Origin of the sequence: Atribacter sp. (assembly GCF_035418125.1) — a bacterium.
Lineage (GTDB): Bacteria > Atribacterota > Atribacteria > Atribacterales > Atribacteraceae > Atribacter > Atribacter allofermentans.
The window spans coordinates 1-17702 of record NZ_DAOLQM010000017.1; the positions used below are offsets into that span (position 1 = coordinate 1).

17 protein-coding genes, 1 tRNA gene and 1 pseudogene are annotated in these 17702 nt (G+C 38.5%); 7 read left to right on the forward strand and 12 right to left on the reverse strand.

The window, feature by feature from the left end; translation table 11 throughout:
• The 6 genes and pseudogenes from ilvB to PLK24_RS02205 all read left to right on the forward strand — a co-directional run.
• The coding region (gene ilvB, locus PLK24_RS02180) for a biosynthetic-type acetolactate synthase large subunit (RefSeq protein ID WP_324476116.1) at window positions 1–1353 on the forward strand (1353 nt) is incomplete at its 5' end.
• A gap of 20 nt (window positions 1354–1373) precedes the next feature.
• Window positions 1374–1859, forward strand: a complete 486-nt coding sequence (ilvN, locus tag PLK24_RS02185; RefSeq protein ID WP_324476117.1) for an acetolactate synthase small subunit — start codon at window positions 1374–1376, stop codon at window positions 1857–1859.
• A 55-nt stretch (window positions 1860–1914) separates the two neighbouring features.
• A complete protein-coding gene (gene ilvC / locus PLK24_RS02190) occupies window positions 1915–2907 on the forward strand; it encodes a ketol-acid reductoisomerase (RefSeq protein WP_324476118.1) in 993 nt (330 codons plus the stop codon).
• A gap of 13 nt (window positions 2908–2920) precedes the next feature.
• A pseudogene (locus PLK24_RS02195) lies at window positions 2921–4456 on the forward strand (2-isopropylmalate synthase); the annotation flags it as partial.
• Window positions 4457–4559: 103 nt separating this feature from the next.
• The gene (gene leuC, locus PLK24_RS02200; protein ID WP_324476119.1) at window positions 4560–5825 is read left to right on the forward strand and encodes a 3-isopropylmalate dehydratase large subunit; all 1266 of its coding nucleotides are present in this window, start codon (window positions 4560–4562) and stop codon (window positions 5823–5825) included.
• Window positions 5826–5932: 107 nt separating this feature from the next.
• The gene (locus PLK24_RS02205) at window positions 5933–6427 is read left to right on the forward strand and encodes a 3-isopropylmalate dehydratase small subunit (RefSeq protein WP_324476120.1); all 495 of its coding nucleotides are present in this window, start codon (window positions 5933–5935) and stop codon (window positions 6425–6427) included.
• A gap of 64 nt (window positions 6428–6491) precedes the next feature.
• Here PLK24_RS02205 and PLK24_RS02210 read toward each other — a convergent pair whose 3' ends face one another.
• The 7 genes from PLK24_RS02210 to PLK24_RS02235 all read right to left on the reverse strand — a co-directional run bounded on the left by PLK24_RS02210 (window position 6492) and on the right by PLK24_RS02235 (window position 12408).
• Complete coding sequence (locus PLK24_RS02210) at window positions 6492–7517, reverse strand: LacI family DNA-binding transcriptional regulator (protein ID WP_324476122.1); 1026 nt, start codon at window positions 7515–7517, stop codon at window positions 6492–6494.
• 142 nt (window positions 7518–7659) lie between these two features.
• A complete protein-coding gene (locus PLK24_RS02215; protein ID WP_324476123.1) occupies window positions 7660–8178 on the reverse strand; it encodes an SAM-dependent methyltransferase in 519 nt (172 codons plus the stop codon).
• Window positions 8179–8573: 395 nt separating this feature from the next.
• Complete coding sequence (locus PLK24_RS11510) at window positions 8574–8666, reverse strand: hypothetical protein (protein ID WP_433873966.1); 93 nt, start codon at window positions 8664–8666, stop codon at window positions 8574–8576.
• 203 nt (window positions 8667–8869) lie between these two features.
• Window positions 8870–8963: transfer RNA gene (locus PLK24_RS02220), tRNA-Ser, on the reverse strand.
• Window positions 8964–9067: 104 nt separating this feature from the next.
• On the reverse strand, window positions 9068–9850 hold the full coding sequence (locus PLK24_RS02225; protein ID WP_324476124.1) for a FliA/WhiG family RNA polymerase sigma factor: 783 nt from the start codon (window positions 9848–9850) through the stop codon (window positions 9068–9070).
• A 104-nt stretch (window positions 9851–9954) separates the two neighbouring features.
• Window positions 9955–11193 (reverse strand): ROK family protein, encoded by a 1239-nt coding sequence (locus PLK24_RS02230; RefSeq protein ID WP_324476125.1) that lies wholly within the window; start codon window positions 11191–11193, stop codon window positions 9955–9957.
• A 279-nt stretch (window positions 11194–11472) separates the two neighbouring features.
• Window positions 11473–12408 (reverse strand): NAD-dependent epimerase/dehydratase family protein, encoded by a 936-nt coding sequence (locus PLK24_RS02235; RefSeq protein ID WP_324476126.1) that lies wholly within the window; start codon window positions 12406–12408, stop codon window positions 11473–11475.
• A gap of 167 nt (window positions 12409–12575) precedes the next feature.
• Between PLK24_RS02235 and PLK24_RS02240 the strand changes: the two genes are divergently transcribed.
• Window positions 12576–13634, forward strand: coding sequence for a 3-isopropylmalate dehydrogenase (locus tag PLK24_RS02240; RefSeq protein ID WP_324476128.1), 1059 nt, complete (start codon window positions 12576–12578; stop codon window positions 13632–13634).
• A gap of 61 nt (window positions 13635–13695) precedes the next feature.
• Here PLK24_RS02240 and PLK24_RS02245 read toward each other — a convergent pair whose 3' ends face one another.
• From PLK24_RS02245 to PLK24_RS02265, 5 genes are all read right to left on the reverse strand, one after another.
• A complete protein-coding gene (locus PLK24_RS02245) occupies window positions 13696–14559 on the reverse strand; it encodes a hypothetical protein (protein ID WP_324476130.1) in 864 nt (287 codons plus the stop codon).
• 2 nt (window positions 14560–14561) lie between these two features.
• Window positions 14562–15113: a glycogen-binding domain-containing protein gene (locus PLK24_RS02250; RefSeq protein WP_324476132.1), complete on the reverse strand. Its 552-nt coding sequence runs from the start codon at window positions 15111–15113 to the stop codon at window positions 14562–14564.
• A 54-nt stretch (window positions 15114–15167) separates the two neighbouring features.
• A complete protein-coding gene (locus tag PLK24_RS02255) occupies window positions 15168–15746 on the reverse strand; it encodes an RNA polymerase sigma factor (protein WP_324476134.1) in 579 nt (192 codons plus the stop codon).
• Between the two features lie 6 nt (window positions 15747–15752).
• A complete protein-coding gene (locus PLK24_RS02260; RefSeq protein WP_324476136.1) occupies window positions 15753–16949 on the reverse strand; it encodes a tetratricopeptide repeat protein in 1197 nt (398 codons plus the stop codon).
• Window positions 16946–17702, reverse strand: a 757-nt coding sequence (locus PLK24_RS02265) for a tetratricopeptide repeat protein (protein WP_324476138.1), incomplete at its 5' end; no start/stop codon positions are given. The genes PLK24_RS02260 and PLK24_RS02265, both read right to left, overlap by 4 nt.

A 17702-nucleotide genomic window follows, 5' to 3' on the forward strand; every position in this document is an offset into this window, starting at 1 on the left:
CTTATTGGAAAAGATGCTTTTCAGGAAGCTGATACAACTGGCATTACCATGCCGATTACCAAGCATAACTTTTTAATAAAAAGTATCCACGATCTCCCATTGATTATTAGGGAGGCTTTTTTAATTGCTTCTACCGGTCGTCCTGGACCAGTCCTAATCGATATTCCAAAAGACGTTCAGATTGCCGAGATTGATTTTAACTATCCAGAAAAATTAGAAATCCCCGGTTATAAACCTACCTATCGTGGTCACTTTAACCAGATCAACATGACCGCTCAGGCCATAAAGGAGGCAACAAGGCCTCTCTTTTATGTCGGTGGTGGTGTTATTGCTTCTGGGGCATCAGATATTCTTCTTGAGGTTGTTGAAAAAACCGACATTCCTGTTACCTATACCCTTATGGCAAAAGGAGCCATTCCCGAGGATCATCGACTTTCATTAGGATGGCTTGGAATGCATGGTTCTTACCATGCCAATAAGGCTATTATGAATTGCGATCTTTTAATTGCCGTTGGTGCCCGCTTTGATGATCGAGTTACCGGAAATACCACCACCTTTGCCAATCGGGCTAAGATCGTTCATATTGATATTGATCCTGCTGAAATTGGTAAAAATGTCAAGATTAATATACCCATTGTTGGAGATGCCCGAAATGTTTTAAATGAGCTCAATAAAAGAACCGAACCCAAAAAACATGATGAGTGGTTAGAAACCATTGAAAAATGGAAAAAAGAGTATACACCAAAACCACCCGCCAACAATGAACTGGTAGCCCAGACCATCATCGAATCGGTTTATCAAGCTACCCAGGGTGATGCCATTTTGGTTACCGATGTTGGCCAACATCAAATGTGGGCAGCAAAACATTTTCTCTGTCATCGACCTCGCAGATGGGCCAGCTCGGGTGGTCTTGGAACTATGGGATTTGGTCTTCCAGCAGCAATTGGTGCTCAAATCGGCAATCCTGATCAGACGGTTATTCTATTTAGTGGTGACGGAAGTATCATGATGAAAATTCAAGAACTGGTTACCGCGGTCAATAACTGTCTTCCTCTTAAAATTTTCGTTTTGAACAATAATTATCTTGGCATGGTAAGACAGTGGCAGGAATGCTTTTTTGATTGTCGATATTCATCAACTCATATTATCAATCCTGACCTTGCCAACCTGGCTCAAGCTTTTGGTGCTGAAGGCATCCCGGTTCAAAATCAAGAGGAACTCGACAGAGCCGTACCAAGAGTTCTGGAAGTTAAAGATCATCCGGTTCTTGTTGATTGTCGTATCAGTAAAGAAACGAATGTGTATCCTTTTGTGCCTCCGGGAAAATCATTAGATGAAATGATTTTAGAATAATTTTGATAAGGAGATGTGCCATGCAACATATAATATCGGTTCTGGTGGAAAATAAACCACGGGTTCTGGCACGAGTGGCGTCCCTTTTCGCCAGGCGGGGATACAATATCGAAAGTCTTGCCGTCGGTCATACCCAGGACCCTGATGTTTCACGAATCACCTTAGTGGTACGTGGTGATGAAGACATTCTTGAACAAATCACCAAACAGCTCTACAAATTAATAGAAGTAATCAAGGTTGGTGATTTTACTGAGATTAGTTATGTTGATCGTGAACTTTCGCTGATTAAAGTGAATGCTCCTTCCAATCTTCGCGGAGAAATTGTGCAAACCGCTGAAATTTTTCGTGCGAGAATCGTTGATGTTAGCGAAAAAAGCCTTCTCATTGAAGTCACTGGAACATCAGATAAAATAGACGCCCTTAAACAACTCATGAAAAAATACGGAATCATCGAAATGACTCGAACCGGTAAGATTGCCTTAGCTCGGGGGGGTCAATCCTTATAATTCTCTAAAAATCTTATAAAATTTAATCAATTTATACTTTAGGGAGGTTCACATTATGGCTCGAATTTTTTATGATCAAGACGCTCAATTGGAATTGTTACAAGGAAAAAAAGTATCAATTATCGGATTTGGAAGCCAAGGAAGCGCACAAGGTCAAAATCTTAGAGATAGTGGAATCGAGGTCATCATTGCTGAGTTACCGGGTACTCCCGGTTATGAAAAAGCGAAAAAGGTTGGATTTTCTCCAGTTTCTGCCGAAGAAGCAGCTCAAAAAGGAGATATTATACAGATGTTGGTACCAGATCAATTTCAACCGATGGTATATCAACAGTCGATAGCAAAAAATCTCTCATCCGGGAAAGCCTTGATGTTCTCACATGGTTTTAACATTCATTTCCACCAAATCGTTCCACCGCCTTCGGTCGATGTTATCATGGTAGCGCCCAAGGGTCCAGGCGATTTGGTAAGAAGAATGTATCAAGAAGGTAAAGGGGTTCCTTCTTTGATTGCCGTTTACCAAAATGCTTCAGGTAAAGCCAAAGAACTCGCCTTGGCTTATGCTCGTGGAATCGGAGCTACCCGAGCAGGGGTTTTAGAAACCACCTTCGAAGAAGAAACTGAAACCGATCTCTTTGGTGAACAAGCGGTTTTATGCGGAGGTTTAACCGCATTAATCAAAGCTGGCTTTGAAACCCTTTTGGAAGCTGGATATCAACCCGAAGTCGCTTACTTTGAGTGTCTTCATGAGATGAAGTTAATTGTTGATTTAGTGTATGAGGGAGGCCTAAGTTTAATGCGTCAGGTCGTGAGTGACACCGCCGAATTTGGTGATTTGACCCGTGGCCCAAGAGTCATTAATCAAGAAACCAAAATAGAAATGAAAAAGATTTTAACTGAAATACAAAACGGGAGTTTTGCTCGGGAATGGATCTTAGAAAACCAGGCTAACCGACCAACCTATCACGCTTTAAGAGAAAAAGACTTTCAGCACACTATTGAAAAAGTGGGAAAACAGCTGCGTGATATGATGCCCTGGTTAAAAAAATAACAGGGAGGGAAACAGCGTGAAAAAAGTTCGAATACTTGACACCACGCTAAGAGATGGGGAACAATCCCCAGGAGTATCATTAAACGTTCAAGAAAAATTAGAAATTGCCAGACAATTAGCCCGTCTCAATGTTGATGTTATTGAGGCAGGTTTTGCCGTTGCTTCTTCTGGTGACGCACTGGCAGTTAAAAGCATAGCCCAAGAAGTAAAAGGACCAATCATTAGTTCTTTAGCTCGTTCCAAAGAAAAGGACATCGATATTGCTTGGGAATCAGTGCGTTTTTCTGAGCGACCTGCCATTCATACTTTTATTGCAACTTCCGATATCCACCTCAAATATAAGCTTCGAATGAGTCGCGAGCAAGCTCTGGAGCAAGCAGTTTGGGCAGTTAAACGTGCTCGAAATTATGTGGGCGAAGTTGAGTTTTCAGCTGAAGATGCAACTCGTTCTGACTGGGATTATCTTTGCCAAGTATACTCGGCAGTAATAAAAGCCGGAGCAATGGTTTTAAACGTACCCGATACGGTTGGGTATACTACTCCTGAAGAGATGAAAGCTTTAATTCAGCATCTTTATAAACACACTGATGGGATAGAAAAGGTAATAGTGAGCGTTCACTGCCATAATGATCTGGGTTTAGCGGTTTCAAATTCTCTTTCGGCTATGTTGGGTGGTGCCGGTCAAATTGAATGTACCATCAACGGAATTGGAGAACGAGCAGGAAATGCTTCTTTGGAAGAAATTGTTATGGGTTTACATGTTCGTAAGGATTTCTATCAAACTGAGACCGGAATTAATTATTCTGAAATTTATCGAACCAGTCGCTTGATCAGCCAACTTACTGGCATGCTAGTCCAACCCAATAAAGCAGTAGTTGGTCAAAATGCCTTTGCCCATGAATCAGGTATCCATCAAGATGGAGTATTGAAAGAAAAAAGTACTTATGAAATCATGGATGCTAAATTAATCGGGCGCGAGGAAAAAGTCTTGGTGCTGGGAAAACATTCTGGCCGGCACGCTTTTAACAATAAGCTAGAGGAACTCGGATATCATCTTTCCGAAGAAGAACTCAATCAAGCTTTCGAGCGCTTTAAGGCTTTAGCTGATCAGAAAAAGCAGATTGCCGAAGCAGATCTTCAATTTATTGCTGCTGATGAGGCCACTCGAACCGAAGAAGTTTACCGCTTGGATTTTGTTCATGTTTGCTGTGGTAATAACATCTTACCAACCGCAACGGTAAGGCTCGTCCACGAAAATGGCTCAACCTTACAGGGAGTAGCTACTGGTGTTGGTCCAGTTGATGCTGCCTATAAAGCAATTGGTCAGATGGTTGGACTTTCTTCAAATTTAGTGAACTTTACCCTCCAGTCGATATCGGGAGGAACCGAAGCATTAGGAGAAGTTGTGGTTCGAATTTTCACTGACGATACCGTCTATGTTGGGAGAGGCTCTCATCAGGATGTTGTAGTTGCCAGTGTCATTGCTTATCTGTCGGCTATAAACAAAATGACTCAACAGAAAAAACTGAATCCTCAGACCCACTTATAAATCCAACAGGAACCATAAATATTTTTTGAATTTCTTAGGACGGTGAATCTTTTAAAAAGATTCACCGTCCTTGATAATAATTTTTATAACAGGAGCGTTACCCATGGGAATGACAATTACCGAAAAGATAATTGCTGCTCATAGCGGCAAAGAAAAGGTATCGGCGGGTGAGTTAGTACAGGTTTCTATAGATCTTGCTCTTGCTAACGATATCACCGCTCCACTGAGCATAAAGGAATTATATAAATATCGTATTGATTCAGTATTTAATCCGGACAAGGTTGTATTGGTTGCCGATCATAATACTCCTGCCAAAGATATTGCTTCCGCCCAAAATTTAAAATTAATGAGAGAGTTTGCTCAAAAAAATCAGATTAAAAACTTCTTCGAAGGAGGTTCGGTAGGCATTGAACATGTTCTCCTCCCAGAAAAAGGATTAGTCTTGCCAGGAGACCTGGTTATTGGAGCCGACTCGCATACTTGTACCTATGGAGCATTGGGAGCTTTTTCCACTGGGATGGGGAGTACTGATATTGCAGCTGCTTGGGCTTTAGGAGAAACCTGGCTTAAAGTCCCGGAATCAATTAAATTTATCTATAGTGGCCAACCCGGACAGTTTGTTACCGGAAAGGATTTTATCCTTTTTATCATTGGTGAAATAGGAGTCGAAGGAGCTCGTTACTGCAGCATGGAATTTACTGGATCAGGAATCTCCACTCTGTCGATGGATGGACGGTTCACTATGGCTAATATGGCAGTGGAAGCTGGAGCAAAAAATGGCATCATGGAAGCTGATGCCATCACTTTATCCATGCTGTCTAATATTTCTCTATCGAGGAAACCAAGGATATATCATTCAGATTCAGACGCGGAATGGAAAGATGTTATCGAGGTAAACGTTGCTTCAATTGAACCTCAAGTAGCCCTTCCTCATCTTCCCGAGAATACCAAATCGGTTTTTTCATTGCCACACATTGCTATTAATCAATCAGTTATTGGTTCATGTACCAATGGCCGAATTGAAGACTTAAGGCAGGCTGCTGAAGTTTTGAAAAATCGCCAAGTCCATCCTGGAGTTAGGCTCTATATTTTCCCTGGAACTCCTTCCATTCTTTTACAAGCAGAAAGGGAGGGTTTGGTAAAAATCTTTTTTGAATCGGGTGCGGTTCTTTGTCCTCCTTCCTGTGGTCCCTGCCTTGGTGGACATTTAGGTGTATTAGCTGAGGGAGAACGTTGCATCTCAACCACCAATCGTAATTTCGTTGGGAGAATGGGACACACCAAGAGCGAAGTATACTTAGCAAATCCCTATATTGCTGCCAGCTCAGCCATCGCTGGCTATATCACCAATCCCGACCAGCTTTCATGATTATTGAATTAGATAAAAAGAATTTTTCAAATAACTAAAAAGAGTATTTAATCACCTGAAATCAGGCAGTTCTTTAAAACTTACATTTCTATGTTGGAGTTGATTTTATGATTATAAAAGGAAAGGTTATCCAATACGGTGATAATGTTGACACTGATGTTATTATCCCAGCTCGGTACCTAACTGCAACTGATCCTTTAGAGTTGGCAAAGCATTGTATGGAAGACTTAGATCCGGATTTTCAAAAGAAACTGGATAACAACTCAATAATCGTCGCAGGGAAAAACTTTGGTTGTGGTTCTTCCCGCGAGCATGCTCCTCTAGCCATTAAGGGATCGGGAATAAAGGCAATTATTGCTTCTTCTTTTGCAAGAATTTTTTATCGAAACGCAATCAACATTGGGCTTCCCATATTAGAACTGGAAGAAGCTAAAATACGCTTACTCTCAGAGGATGAGATCGATATTGATATTCAAAGGGGGACTATTACCAACTTAACTCAAAATAAAATCTACCAAGCCCAACCCTTCCCTCCTTTTATTCAAGAGATTATTGCTCGTGGAGGCTTGATGAATCTTGTCAAAGAAAGAATGTCCACTTGATAATTAGACAGGGAGATTAATAATTCTCCCTGTCTAATAAAAAATGTTTTTATAATCAAATCTTTTATATTTTAATTCCACAAGATTCCCGAATAATTAATTCAGAAGTAATTGTTCGACCGGAATTGCCATTTTCTCGTCCTTCAATTATTTTAACCAAAAGCATAACTGCTTGTTCTCCTAAGTCTTTGGCTTTCCAGTCTATTCCAGAAAGAGATGGCTCAACAAAATTCGAAGCCTGATTTTCCAGCATACTCATTATTGATAAATCACCTGGGATACTTCTGCCAAGTTTTTTTGCAGCCCTAATTACCCCTTCGGCTAAAATTTGGCTTTCTGTAAAAAAAGCTGTAATATCCGAGCTTTTTTTTAAGAAGTTTTTTACTACTGACTCGGTTCGATATTGATCTGGTTCCAGATGTAATATAGTCATATCTCTTTTAGTGATCTTCTCTTTATCTAAGGCTCTTTCAAAACCTCTTTGAGCTTGAAGGGTTATAATCCTTTTATCCTCTAATCCTAAAAAAGCTATATGCTGATGGCCATCATTTATAAGTTTACGAACTGCTTTTTCCACCATGGCAGTCACATCTATAGAAACCCAACTTACTCCTCGAGTATCTTGAATTTCTGGCTTTCCTATCGTTACAAATGGTTTAATGCCTTGGGTAAAACGCTTTAAACGACTATCTCTTTTAAGTAGTTCTAAAATAAGATATCCATCTCCCAAATCGGTGTTGAGCATTTCATCATATATCGTGGTTGGATGAAAATCCTGTCCCGAAGTAGCAATTATTATCTGATAATTTAATTGTTGAGCAGCAAAAGCAATTCCTTCAAGTATTTCTTGGTATAAGGGAAAACCTAAAAATCGGCGCAAGGAATGGGGGTAAAGAACATTGATAATATTCAATTTTGAAAAAGTACGTCCCTTCTTTGTCCGATGAAACTGATATCCTAATTCATCTATGACTTGTTCTACTCGTACTTTTGTTTGGGCACTCACTCTTTCATCCCTATTATTTAAAACATTTGATACGGTGCTTTTTGATACACCGGCTCTTTGGGCTATTTCATCTAATGTAGTCATTTTAAGTGTCTCCCAAATAATCAAAAGTTTAAGCCAATGATTCCCAACCATATTTTCGAACTTAATGTTTTGATTTATTAATTGGGAAAGTTTAAAATATTCATCTAATATATGTTTTTCAAAAATCATCTACTTCTGAATGTCATTTTCGAGTGTACTTAAAAAGACGATATTCCTGGTCTACCAGGTCTGGGTTCCAGTCTTTTAATATCCATACATATGAAACAATTCTAGCTCCCGGTTTAAGTTCTTTTAGGAACTTATCTTTTAATAAATCATTTACGTTTTGAAACAGAAAGATGGTCACGACATCGGCATTTTGTAACGATACATCATGAATATTTTTTAACTCGACCTTAACCCGGTGATGTAAACCCAGAAAAAAAACTCGAACCCAAGACAAAGCAAAGAGCCAGGGATTAATTTCTATACCTACTGCTTTGGCACGGTAGTTTTGAGCGGCATAAATAAGAATTCTCCCATCTCCACAACCTAAATCATAAAGAGTTTCATCGGGTTTAAGTTTTGCCATTTCCAACATACGTTTAACTCTTTTCATATCAGTTGGTTGCCAGGGAATTCCATTAAAAAATAGGGGGAAAATCCACCAGAAAAAAAGAAACAGTATTATTATTAGTATTAAAATAAAAAATAAACTCATGAACCACTCTCTCCAAATGAATTGCAGAATAACTCTTGCTCGTTCTTTCATTATACCTTAGTAAGAATATTTTCACATACAATAAAGCTAAAGAACGTGTGGTGACCAAGGTTTTTTTAATTCAAAAAGGTTTAGTGGGGCTATTTTCCAGAAAATAATCAAAGATAGATTGTTTGTTTCTCCTTCAATTTCATTTCACCAAACAAAGCTTTGGTACCTTGAGTCTAAACCATTTTTTCATTATGACACCGATCGTGGTAATTTTTTCTGGTTTTACCAGGGCTTGCCCACACTCTAGCCTTGAAAGGCAAACAAAAAGTTGATAAATGAAATCGGTTTAAAAACGAATAATAGTTTCTTTTCAATTTTAAAAGTAAAAGATGAACATCTTTTCTCTAAAAATTCAAATTGACTATAGGGCAGGTGACAAATTGACCCGGTCCATGATAAGTAATGTCTCCACCACGTTCAACAGAGTAAATAACAATTCCTTACTTATTTAATAATTCTTCCCCCTATTATGAGATGTTTATTGTTGCTACTTCTTCCTGAAACAAAAAAATTATGTTTAAGAATAAAAAATCTCCGATTATTTTTAATTAAATAAGTTGGGGCTACCAAATTTTCTCATAATTTACTTGTGGCAGCGTTACAACGGGCAGATCTTGCAAAGGAACACCCTTATTTGAACTGGCGGAGAGGGTGGGATTCGAACCCACGAGACGGGTTTAAGACCGCCTAATCGCTTAGCAGGCGACTGCCTTCAGCCACTCGGCCACCTCTCCGAATTTTTAAAAATCGGCATTCTGCAGCTAAGAAGTATACCATCTTTCTTTTCTTAACTCAACTTTTTATTGCTTAAAATAACCATCTTCCTGTAAATAAAAACCTAGGGATCTCTTCGGTGCTCTCCCCAGCTGTTCATTTTTGATCGAAGTTTGAGTATAGTCTGTGATAGAATTTGAGAAACTCTGGGTTCGCCTACTCCCAAAACTCGACCGATTTCTTTTAAAGTCAAGCCTTCATAATAATACAAAGAAATACAAAACTTTTCTCTGTCAGGCAACTCATCAATTTTCTTCCCTAAGAATTCCAGTAGTTCTCTATTTTCAAGAATATCTTGAGGATTAACATCAGCCCGTTCATCGGCAATATCATCACCTAACTCTCGCCCTTCTTCACCTTTTTCCTGGTCTAATGAAAAGAATATTCCAGTTCGATTTTGCTCAATAATCCAGCTTATATCTTGAACTGAAATACCCATCTCGTTGGATATCTCTTCTAAGGTTGGTTCCTTCCCTTTTTCTGATTGAAGCTGGTACCAGGTTGCCATTACTTCTTTAAATTTTTTTCTTTGACCCCGAGTCATTGGGTCTAAACTACGAAGATAATCTAGTGCTGCTCCACGAATTCGAGACAAAGCATAGGTTTCAAACTTTAAACCTTTTTCAGGTTGATAACGTTCAAAAGCTTGCATAAGACCAATAATGCCATAACCTTCTAAATCATCTCTTTCGATGAATGAAGGAAGATTGTATATAAACCGTCCTAGGGCAATTTTAACCAAATAAAGATAATGATTAATAAGCCTTTCGCGATACTCAGCATCTCCGGTTTGTAAATATAATTTCCATAACTCTTCTACATTTTCTTCTTTTCTTATGGTAATCATTCCCCCAATGCTCTCCTTTATGCATAACCAGATGATTTTAATTCAATCCCGGTTGCCCTTACTTGGGAATTTATCCATAATAATTTTATACAAAAGAGAATTCTTTATTGGGCACCGTTTTCTCCTTGATGCCTTAGCTCTGGCGTGTGAAATACTTTATCGAGAACTACTGCTGCCATACCAATAGCAGCCGCTTCTTCTCCAACCTCAGCTAAAACTATACGCACATCTTTGGTATTATAACTTAATGCCTGTCTCCTCACCATTCCCTCTATTGGATTCAAAATATAATCTCCAAATGACAACAAATCACCAGTTAATATCACTATTTCAGGATTTAAAAGGTTTATCGCATTGGCAATTGCCTCTCCAATAAACCTTCCAGCTTCCTCAATAATCTGTAAAGATAGCTTATCACCATCTTCGGCTGCTTGTGAAATCATATTAATGTCTATTTTGGATATATCACCATGGCTAACCTTCGATAAGCTGGAAGTCGCACCTGACTTTATAGCCTCTTGGAGTTTTCTAGTGATCGCTCTTGATGACGCAATCGCCTCTAAACAACCACGACTACCGCAATTACAATAGGGGCCATTCTCAAGTATCATCATGTGTCCCAATTCCCCCGCTGAACCCCTGCTCCCACGAAAAAGCTTTCCTTCGCTCATCATTCCAGCCCCGATTCCCGAAGAAAGTTCCACCATTAAAATATCATTTTTCATTTTACCGGCTCCTAAATGTTTTTCTGCAATTAGCCGACAGCGGGTATCGCTTTCAAGGAAGGATGGATAACCAAACTCGCTTTCCATAATGTCTTTTATTGGAACATTTTCCCAGCCTTTCATCTGAGTGGTTAATATTGATATTCCTGTATTTTCATTAACAATCCCCGGATCAGCAATCCCTATACCCAGGACTGGTGCAATTTTTACTGGTGGTGACTCGATAATTTCATGTAAAATATCTTTCATAATTTTTATAATTTCGTCTTTACCTGAGTAATTTGGAATAATCCGGCGGGATCGATAGCATATTCCCAGCTTAAGATCAGCCCCAAGTCCTAAAATTCGATTGGAATTAAAATCTAAAGTTACTACTCGACCAGCGTCTCGGTTAATATCTAACAGTACTTTCCTCCGTCCTCTTTTGGAACTTTCATATCCGATTTCCTTAATTATGCCTTCTTTCAAAAGCTCCTTCGTAACATCTGTAATACTGGCTGGTCTCATCCCGGTTAACTTGTTCAGTGCAATTCTGGAAATTGGTCCATCGGTTCGAACTAAATTTTTTACCAAAGATTTATAATAACTTCTTACACTATTGTTTTTTTTCCTGGGCACAAAGCTCATCTCCCAAAAAATCCATACTTATCAAATTCTAACATAAAATTTACTTATGTTCCTTTTATTCATCCCTTATGCTCTTTTTTGATTTTAATCGTATTTTCTGCTGCCTTTTTATTATGGATAATATTTTTCAAGTTGTTATTAAAATTACAAAAATTGGGAATCCTTCTTCCTTCCTTGGAACTTTCATCAGACATTCAAAGTTTATTTCTAAATTATGAATGTCTATCTCTCTATAAAAAAGAATAAATGGGTCTGAATTACCTTAACGGTTTATGTGTTGTTTTTACAACATTCTTGTTGATACCATCGAAAAACCTCTTCTATTCCTTTGTTCAGGGGAATGGTTGTTTCCCAACCTAAAAGCTCTCTTGCTTGTCTGGAGAAAAGAGCGATACGTTCGATTTCTCCTTTTCGGTCTTGGTCGTATATAATCGAGATTTTTTGGTTAGCAACTTTCTGAAGCAGGTCAATTAATTGGTTAACACTGGTTTCAAGCCCGGTTCCAAGATTATAAATATTAGCTGAAGAGTTTAGCGCCAGCAAATTTGCCGAAGCAATATCGTGAACTGAAACGTAATCCCTTGTTTTACTACCATCCCCAAAAACAATACAAGGATCGCCTTTGAGGATATTATTACAAAAAATGGAAATGACACCCGCCTCACCCTGAGGGTCTTGGCGAGGACCATATACATTTCCGTAGCGGAGGATTATTCTTTCCAAATCCCAAACTTGGAAATAATATTCTAAGTATTGTTCAACTGATAATTTGGCAATTCCATAGGGCGAAAGAGGTTTGGTTGGAGCTTTTTCATCCACCGGAATTTGCTTCGGAATCCCATAGATTGCTCCCCCCGATGAGGCAAAAATAAATTTTTTGACTCCATATTTTCGGCACAGCTCAAAAAGGTTAAGACTTCCAATAATATTTACTTCAGCATCAAAAACTGGTTCATCCATTGATCTTCTAAGATTAATTTGAGCTGCATGATGATTCACCACTTCAAAAGCATGTTTTTGAAAAACTAATTCTAATTCTTTCCAAGAACAAATGTCGATTGGATAAAATACTGCTGCCTGATTAAGGTTGGATTTTTTTCCCGTAGAAAGGTTATCAACCACAACCACTTGATGTCCTTCTTGAAGATAAGCGTCTACTATGTGCGATCCTATAAAACCAGCTCCTCCGGTAACTAATATTTGCATGACTTTCTCCTTTTTGATTTTGGTTAAGAAATCATAATACTATACTAAAGTAATATTATTTTACTTTGAATTAAATATAAAAATCAAAAGGGAGAAAAAGTGTTTAACAAAAAAAATTGATCATATCTTGTTATAATACCTTAAGTATCCTAACGAGGAGGTATTCTATGAAAAAATATCAGATAGCAGTAATACCTGGAGATGGCACAGGTCCAGAAGTTGTCCGGGAAGGATTAAAAGTATTGCAAGTTACCTCGAAAAAATATAACTTTTCCCATGAAACAACTTTCTTCCCCTTTGGTGGTGACCATTATAAAAAGACCGGTGAAACCCTTTCTGCTTCGCATGTTGAAGAACTAAAAAAGTATGATGCAATTTTCTTAGGTGCAATTGGTCATCCTGACGTAAAACCAGGAATTTTAGAACAGGGGATACTTCTCAAGCTTCGTTTTTCACTCGACCAATACATCAATTTACGGCCGGTAAAACTTTATCCCAATGTTGATACTCCTTTAAAGGATAAAAAACCTGAAGACATTGACTTTGTAGTGGTCAGAGAAAATACCGAGGGTCTCTATGCAGGAGTTGGAGGCTTTTTACGAAAAGGAACAGCCGATGAAGTAGCTGTTCAGGAGTCAATAAATACTCGCAAGGGCGTTGAACGCTGTCTGCGGTATGCTTTCGAATACACCCAAAAGCGAAACAAAAGAAAAAAGCTTACTCTTTGTGGAAAAACTAACGTTTTAACTTATGCCTTTGATTTGTGGGAAAGAACTTTCTATGAAATTGCGGCTGATTATCCTGATGTTAAAACCGATTATGCTCATGTTGATGCTACTACCATGTGGATGGTAAAAAATCCAGAGTGGTTTGACGTTATCGTCACTGATAATTTGTTTGGTGACATCATTACTGATCTCGGTGCAATGATTCAGGGCGGAATGGGGGTAGCTGCTGGAGGAAATGTAAACCCCTCGGGAGTTTCAATGTTTGAACCTATCGGCGGATCGGCACCAAAATATACTAATTTAAATATAATTAATCCCTTAGCGGCAATCTGTGCAGTTCAAATGATGCTTGACGTCTTAGGTGAGGTCAACGCTGCTCATGGCTTAGAAAAAGCGGTTATTTCTTCTCTACAAAGTGGAAAAATAAAGAGCATGAGTGCTGGAAAAATGGGTCTATCAACTCAAGAAGTGGGCGATTTAGTTGCTTCTTTAGTTTAAGCAGGACTCGCGTCAGCGAGTGCTAAGTTTTTTTAGGGTATTTTTTAAGAGAGCAGCGGTTTTACTCTAAGGGGGAACCGCCTTCCTGAGATGGAATGTTGGAACTAGATGCAGGAGTCTCGCTAGCCGGGGACAAGGAGGTTCCTCCTTCGCTCCCCGGAACCCCGCCTGAAGTAATGCCGGGTGAACTTATTACGACCCCCTGACCAGATTTTATTGTTGGTTTTTGTTTAATATCAGCAATAAAACCCTGAACTTCCATTTCAACCATGGCAATACTGTTAGTTTTATTGAGTGCTTCTTCGATTTTAGATGCAATTCTCTGTGGGTCTATTCCCTCCAGCCTGGCTCGCTCAATTATTTTAGTTAGGCTATTGAGGTCTTTCGATTGATTGCTTTTTTGGGCAAACTGGTTGACAATTACTCCTGCTTGTTGGGGTTGTACTCCCATTTCTATCAACGCAGTAAGAGAATCAACAATTTTTTTAGCATTTTTATCTTCTTTGGCAACACTTTGCTGAAGAGCGCTTTTAACCAAATCGGTCGGCACAGAATGCTCTATTGAAGAAGCTATATTATTAAGAGTTTCTTCATCATTAATCCCCGGAACGTTTATCTCTTCCAAAATTGCCTGGGCTTCCAAAAGAGAATCTTTTTTCTTTTCGAGACTTTTAACAATATTATAAGGGCGTACTTTTTTATGTAATCCTTCTTTTAGTTTTAAAACTAAGATATCTGTTGCCAGCCCTTTTTGCTGAAGTTCATTGACTAATTCTCCAACCCGGTCTAACAAATATTCTTGATCCTCAAGAGGATAATTTTCAGATTTTGTTATTAACGAAGAAACCTCATCTTGAGTAAAAGCTGTGGTATTTAAAAGCAGAATAATTAAAATGAAAAAGGCGAAATAAAACCAACGTTTCATTTCTACCCGCCATTAACAACCAAAACAGAATTAACCCCTCCAAATCCGTCTTCTATTCGCCGATAAGAATCTGGGTCCGGAATCCACTCTTCACCATCAATTACAAAAGAATACTGATATTTTCCGGGTTTCACCTTTAGGGTTATAACCCAAGAATTACCGTCTTTTTTTTCCATTTGTAATGTATTCCAATCACTAAAATCACCGGCTACCGCAACAGTTTTTGGATTTTCACTCAAGGCATAAAACTTTAACTCAACTCGTCGGTATCCAGAAAGTCCTGATATGTTAAACTGGGGAAATAGGGGAAGGTCGGTGAAAAAAACCAAGGTTAAAAACACCAGTGATAAAGAAACGATTGCTAATTTCTTAAAATTAACCAACCAATATCCCCTTTGTTGTTTTGTCTCTATTCTATCCATTACCCGAAAAGAAAAATCGCTCGGAACCGTTGTTTGAGGAAGCTGTTCTAAATAATGAATTAATTTTTCTTCTTTCCTATCCATACTAATCGCCTCAACAATATATACGGAACAAACTCTCCAATGTTTCAATCCAGGTTAACAATCGAATTTCCTAAAATCCTTTCTAATCATCGACATTTACAGTTATTCTAAAAATTCACCCAGTTCGTCTTGAAGCTTTTTTCTTGCTCGGTGTAAATAAGTTTTAACCGTTCCTACTGGAAGGCCAGTAACTGTAGAAATTTCATCATAGGATAATCCTTCTAAATGTCGGAGTATGATTACTTCTCGAAACTTTATTGGTAGATCTCTGATTGCTTTCTCTAAACCCGATCTTAATTCTTGATTGAGCAATACATCATCCGGGTTATGAAAGGAGTCTTGAGGAATAAAATCCTCTAATTCGCTTTCTTCCTCATCCCCAATAGGAGCGGAAAGAGAAAAGAAAAAAATCTTTTTTTTCCGAAAAAAATCGCGGCAGACATTCAAAGCAATCCGGTATATCCAGGTTGAAAATTCATATGAGTCATCGTACTTATTTAAAGCAGAAAAAGCCTTTACAAAGGTATCTTGAGCCAAATCTTCAGCATCAGGCTTCGAACGAACCATACGGAAAATATAATTAAAAATTGGTCTTTCATATTTTCTTACTAAAAAACAAAAAAAATCCCGATTTCCGTTCAGGACTTCAATAATGATCTCCCGATCGGTTTTCTCCACCATTTTATCTTAAAGAACCGCATCTTTAAGCAGTTCAATGCGGTATTGAGCATTACTTATTAAAGATGTTCCATCTGCCCATTTTGCTCCCGGGTATTTCCGAATAATGTCCAGATAGACTTGATAAGCCTCCGAATAGCGACCCAACTTTTCCAAACAAAGACCCTTGTTAAACATTGAAGCCGGCGCTATGAGGATACCGTTGTACCAAGTTCCGGTTGGATACTGGACTATTGATTTATCAAATGCTTCTAAGGCTTGTTGATAATCATCACGTCGATACCATGATGCTCCTTCAAAATATTGAGCATCATCAGCAAATTCATCGTTTGGGTATTTTTGAACATATTCAGCAAAGAGAGAAGCAGCTTTGTAAAAAAGTTCTAATTTATAGAAACAATGAGCTAAACCATAGATTGACTTTTTCTCAATTTCACCGCCAAAAACTCTTGCTTGATCATAGGCAACCGACGCATTTGAATAGGATTCTAATATGTAATAACAATCACCCATTTCATAATAAGCAACTCCAACAAACTCGCTTTGCGGATAATTCTGGATAAGGTTTTTATATTCATTTATTGAATCCCACCACTGGTTCAAACCCTGGCCTAGGCACCGAGCCAACAGATATTGCCCATCGTCAGCAAATTCATTATCAGGATAACTCTTAACCATATCTTTCAAAATAGACAACGATGTCTGATAATCTCCTAAATAATATGCCGAGGCCCCTTTAATAAATAAAACGTTGGGAATGAGATTGCTGCCGGTAAATTCTTTTATATATTTCTCGGAATCAAGAAAGCTCTTTTCATAAAAACCAAGCTGATAGATTGATACAAGATACTCGTAATCATTGTTATCAGAAGATAAAGACAAAGTCACACTCCCATCGGGTGAGATGGGAACTTCATTCCCCTTTACCACAGTAACCTTGACCAGGGCACCAGTATACCCTTCAAAAGAAAAAAAGACATATTGTGCTCCCGAGGAAACATTTTCTAAAAGAAAATCTCCGGCGCCGTTGGTAAAGGCAACTTGATCACCCGCTTCCACGCGTACGCCTTGCAGAGGACCATTATCTCCAAAAACTCGTCCGCGAATGGCACCTTTATCTCCGATATTCATCGACATACAACCTGTAATAACTACAAAAATTAATACGCTTAATATGCTCAGGAGAAAGGGCTGGCTTTTTTTCATTGAGTTCCTCCCCCTATTTTCTTTAACTCTTTTTCTGTCCACCGATAATAGCTACTATCTTGGTTCGTGTTATCAAGAATATATGTAAAATGTTTTTTAGCCTTTTCTTTGTCTTGTCTCTCGAGATAGTTCATTGCTAGATAATAACGGGCATCAATATAATCTGGGTATTTATTCACTAAATCGAGCAAAATCTCTTCAGCGTCTTCTCTTTCCCCTATTTTATAATATACGTAACCAAGATGCAGTAGGTACTGAGGGTTTTCTAAAGAAATTTCCAAAGCTTTTTGTAGAGCCTCAATGGCTTTCTTCCACTCATTTATTCCCGGTGCTAGGCTCCTATTTTCATAAATATAAGCCAACCGAAACCAGGCGTTGTCATCATCAGGATTAAGATTTAAATACTCTTGGAAAGCCTTCACAGCCTTGCCGGAAATTCGGTAAGCTTGTGACCATTTTTCTTTTTCTAATAGGATGAGACCCATTTCGAAATAGGCATCGTGAGGACGTATGCCTTGTTCAGCAGCTTGCTCATACAAACGATAAGCAGAATCCGTGTCACCTTGTTGACGAGCTTTTTGGGCTTGAATAAATAAATCAGTTTCCTGGGCGATTGCTAACCCAGATATAAATAAAACCAAAGCTAAGCATACTACCAAGACCGAGTTAATTATCCCAATCTTTCTCAACAATACATTCCTCACTTTCTTTCGATGCCTAAAAATAAAAATAATCCCATTGAACCAAAAATTA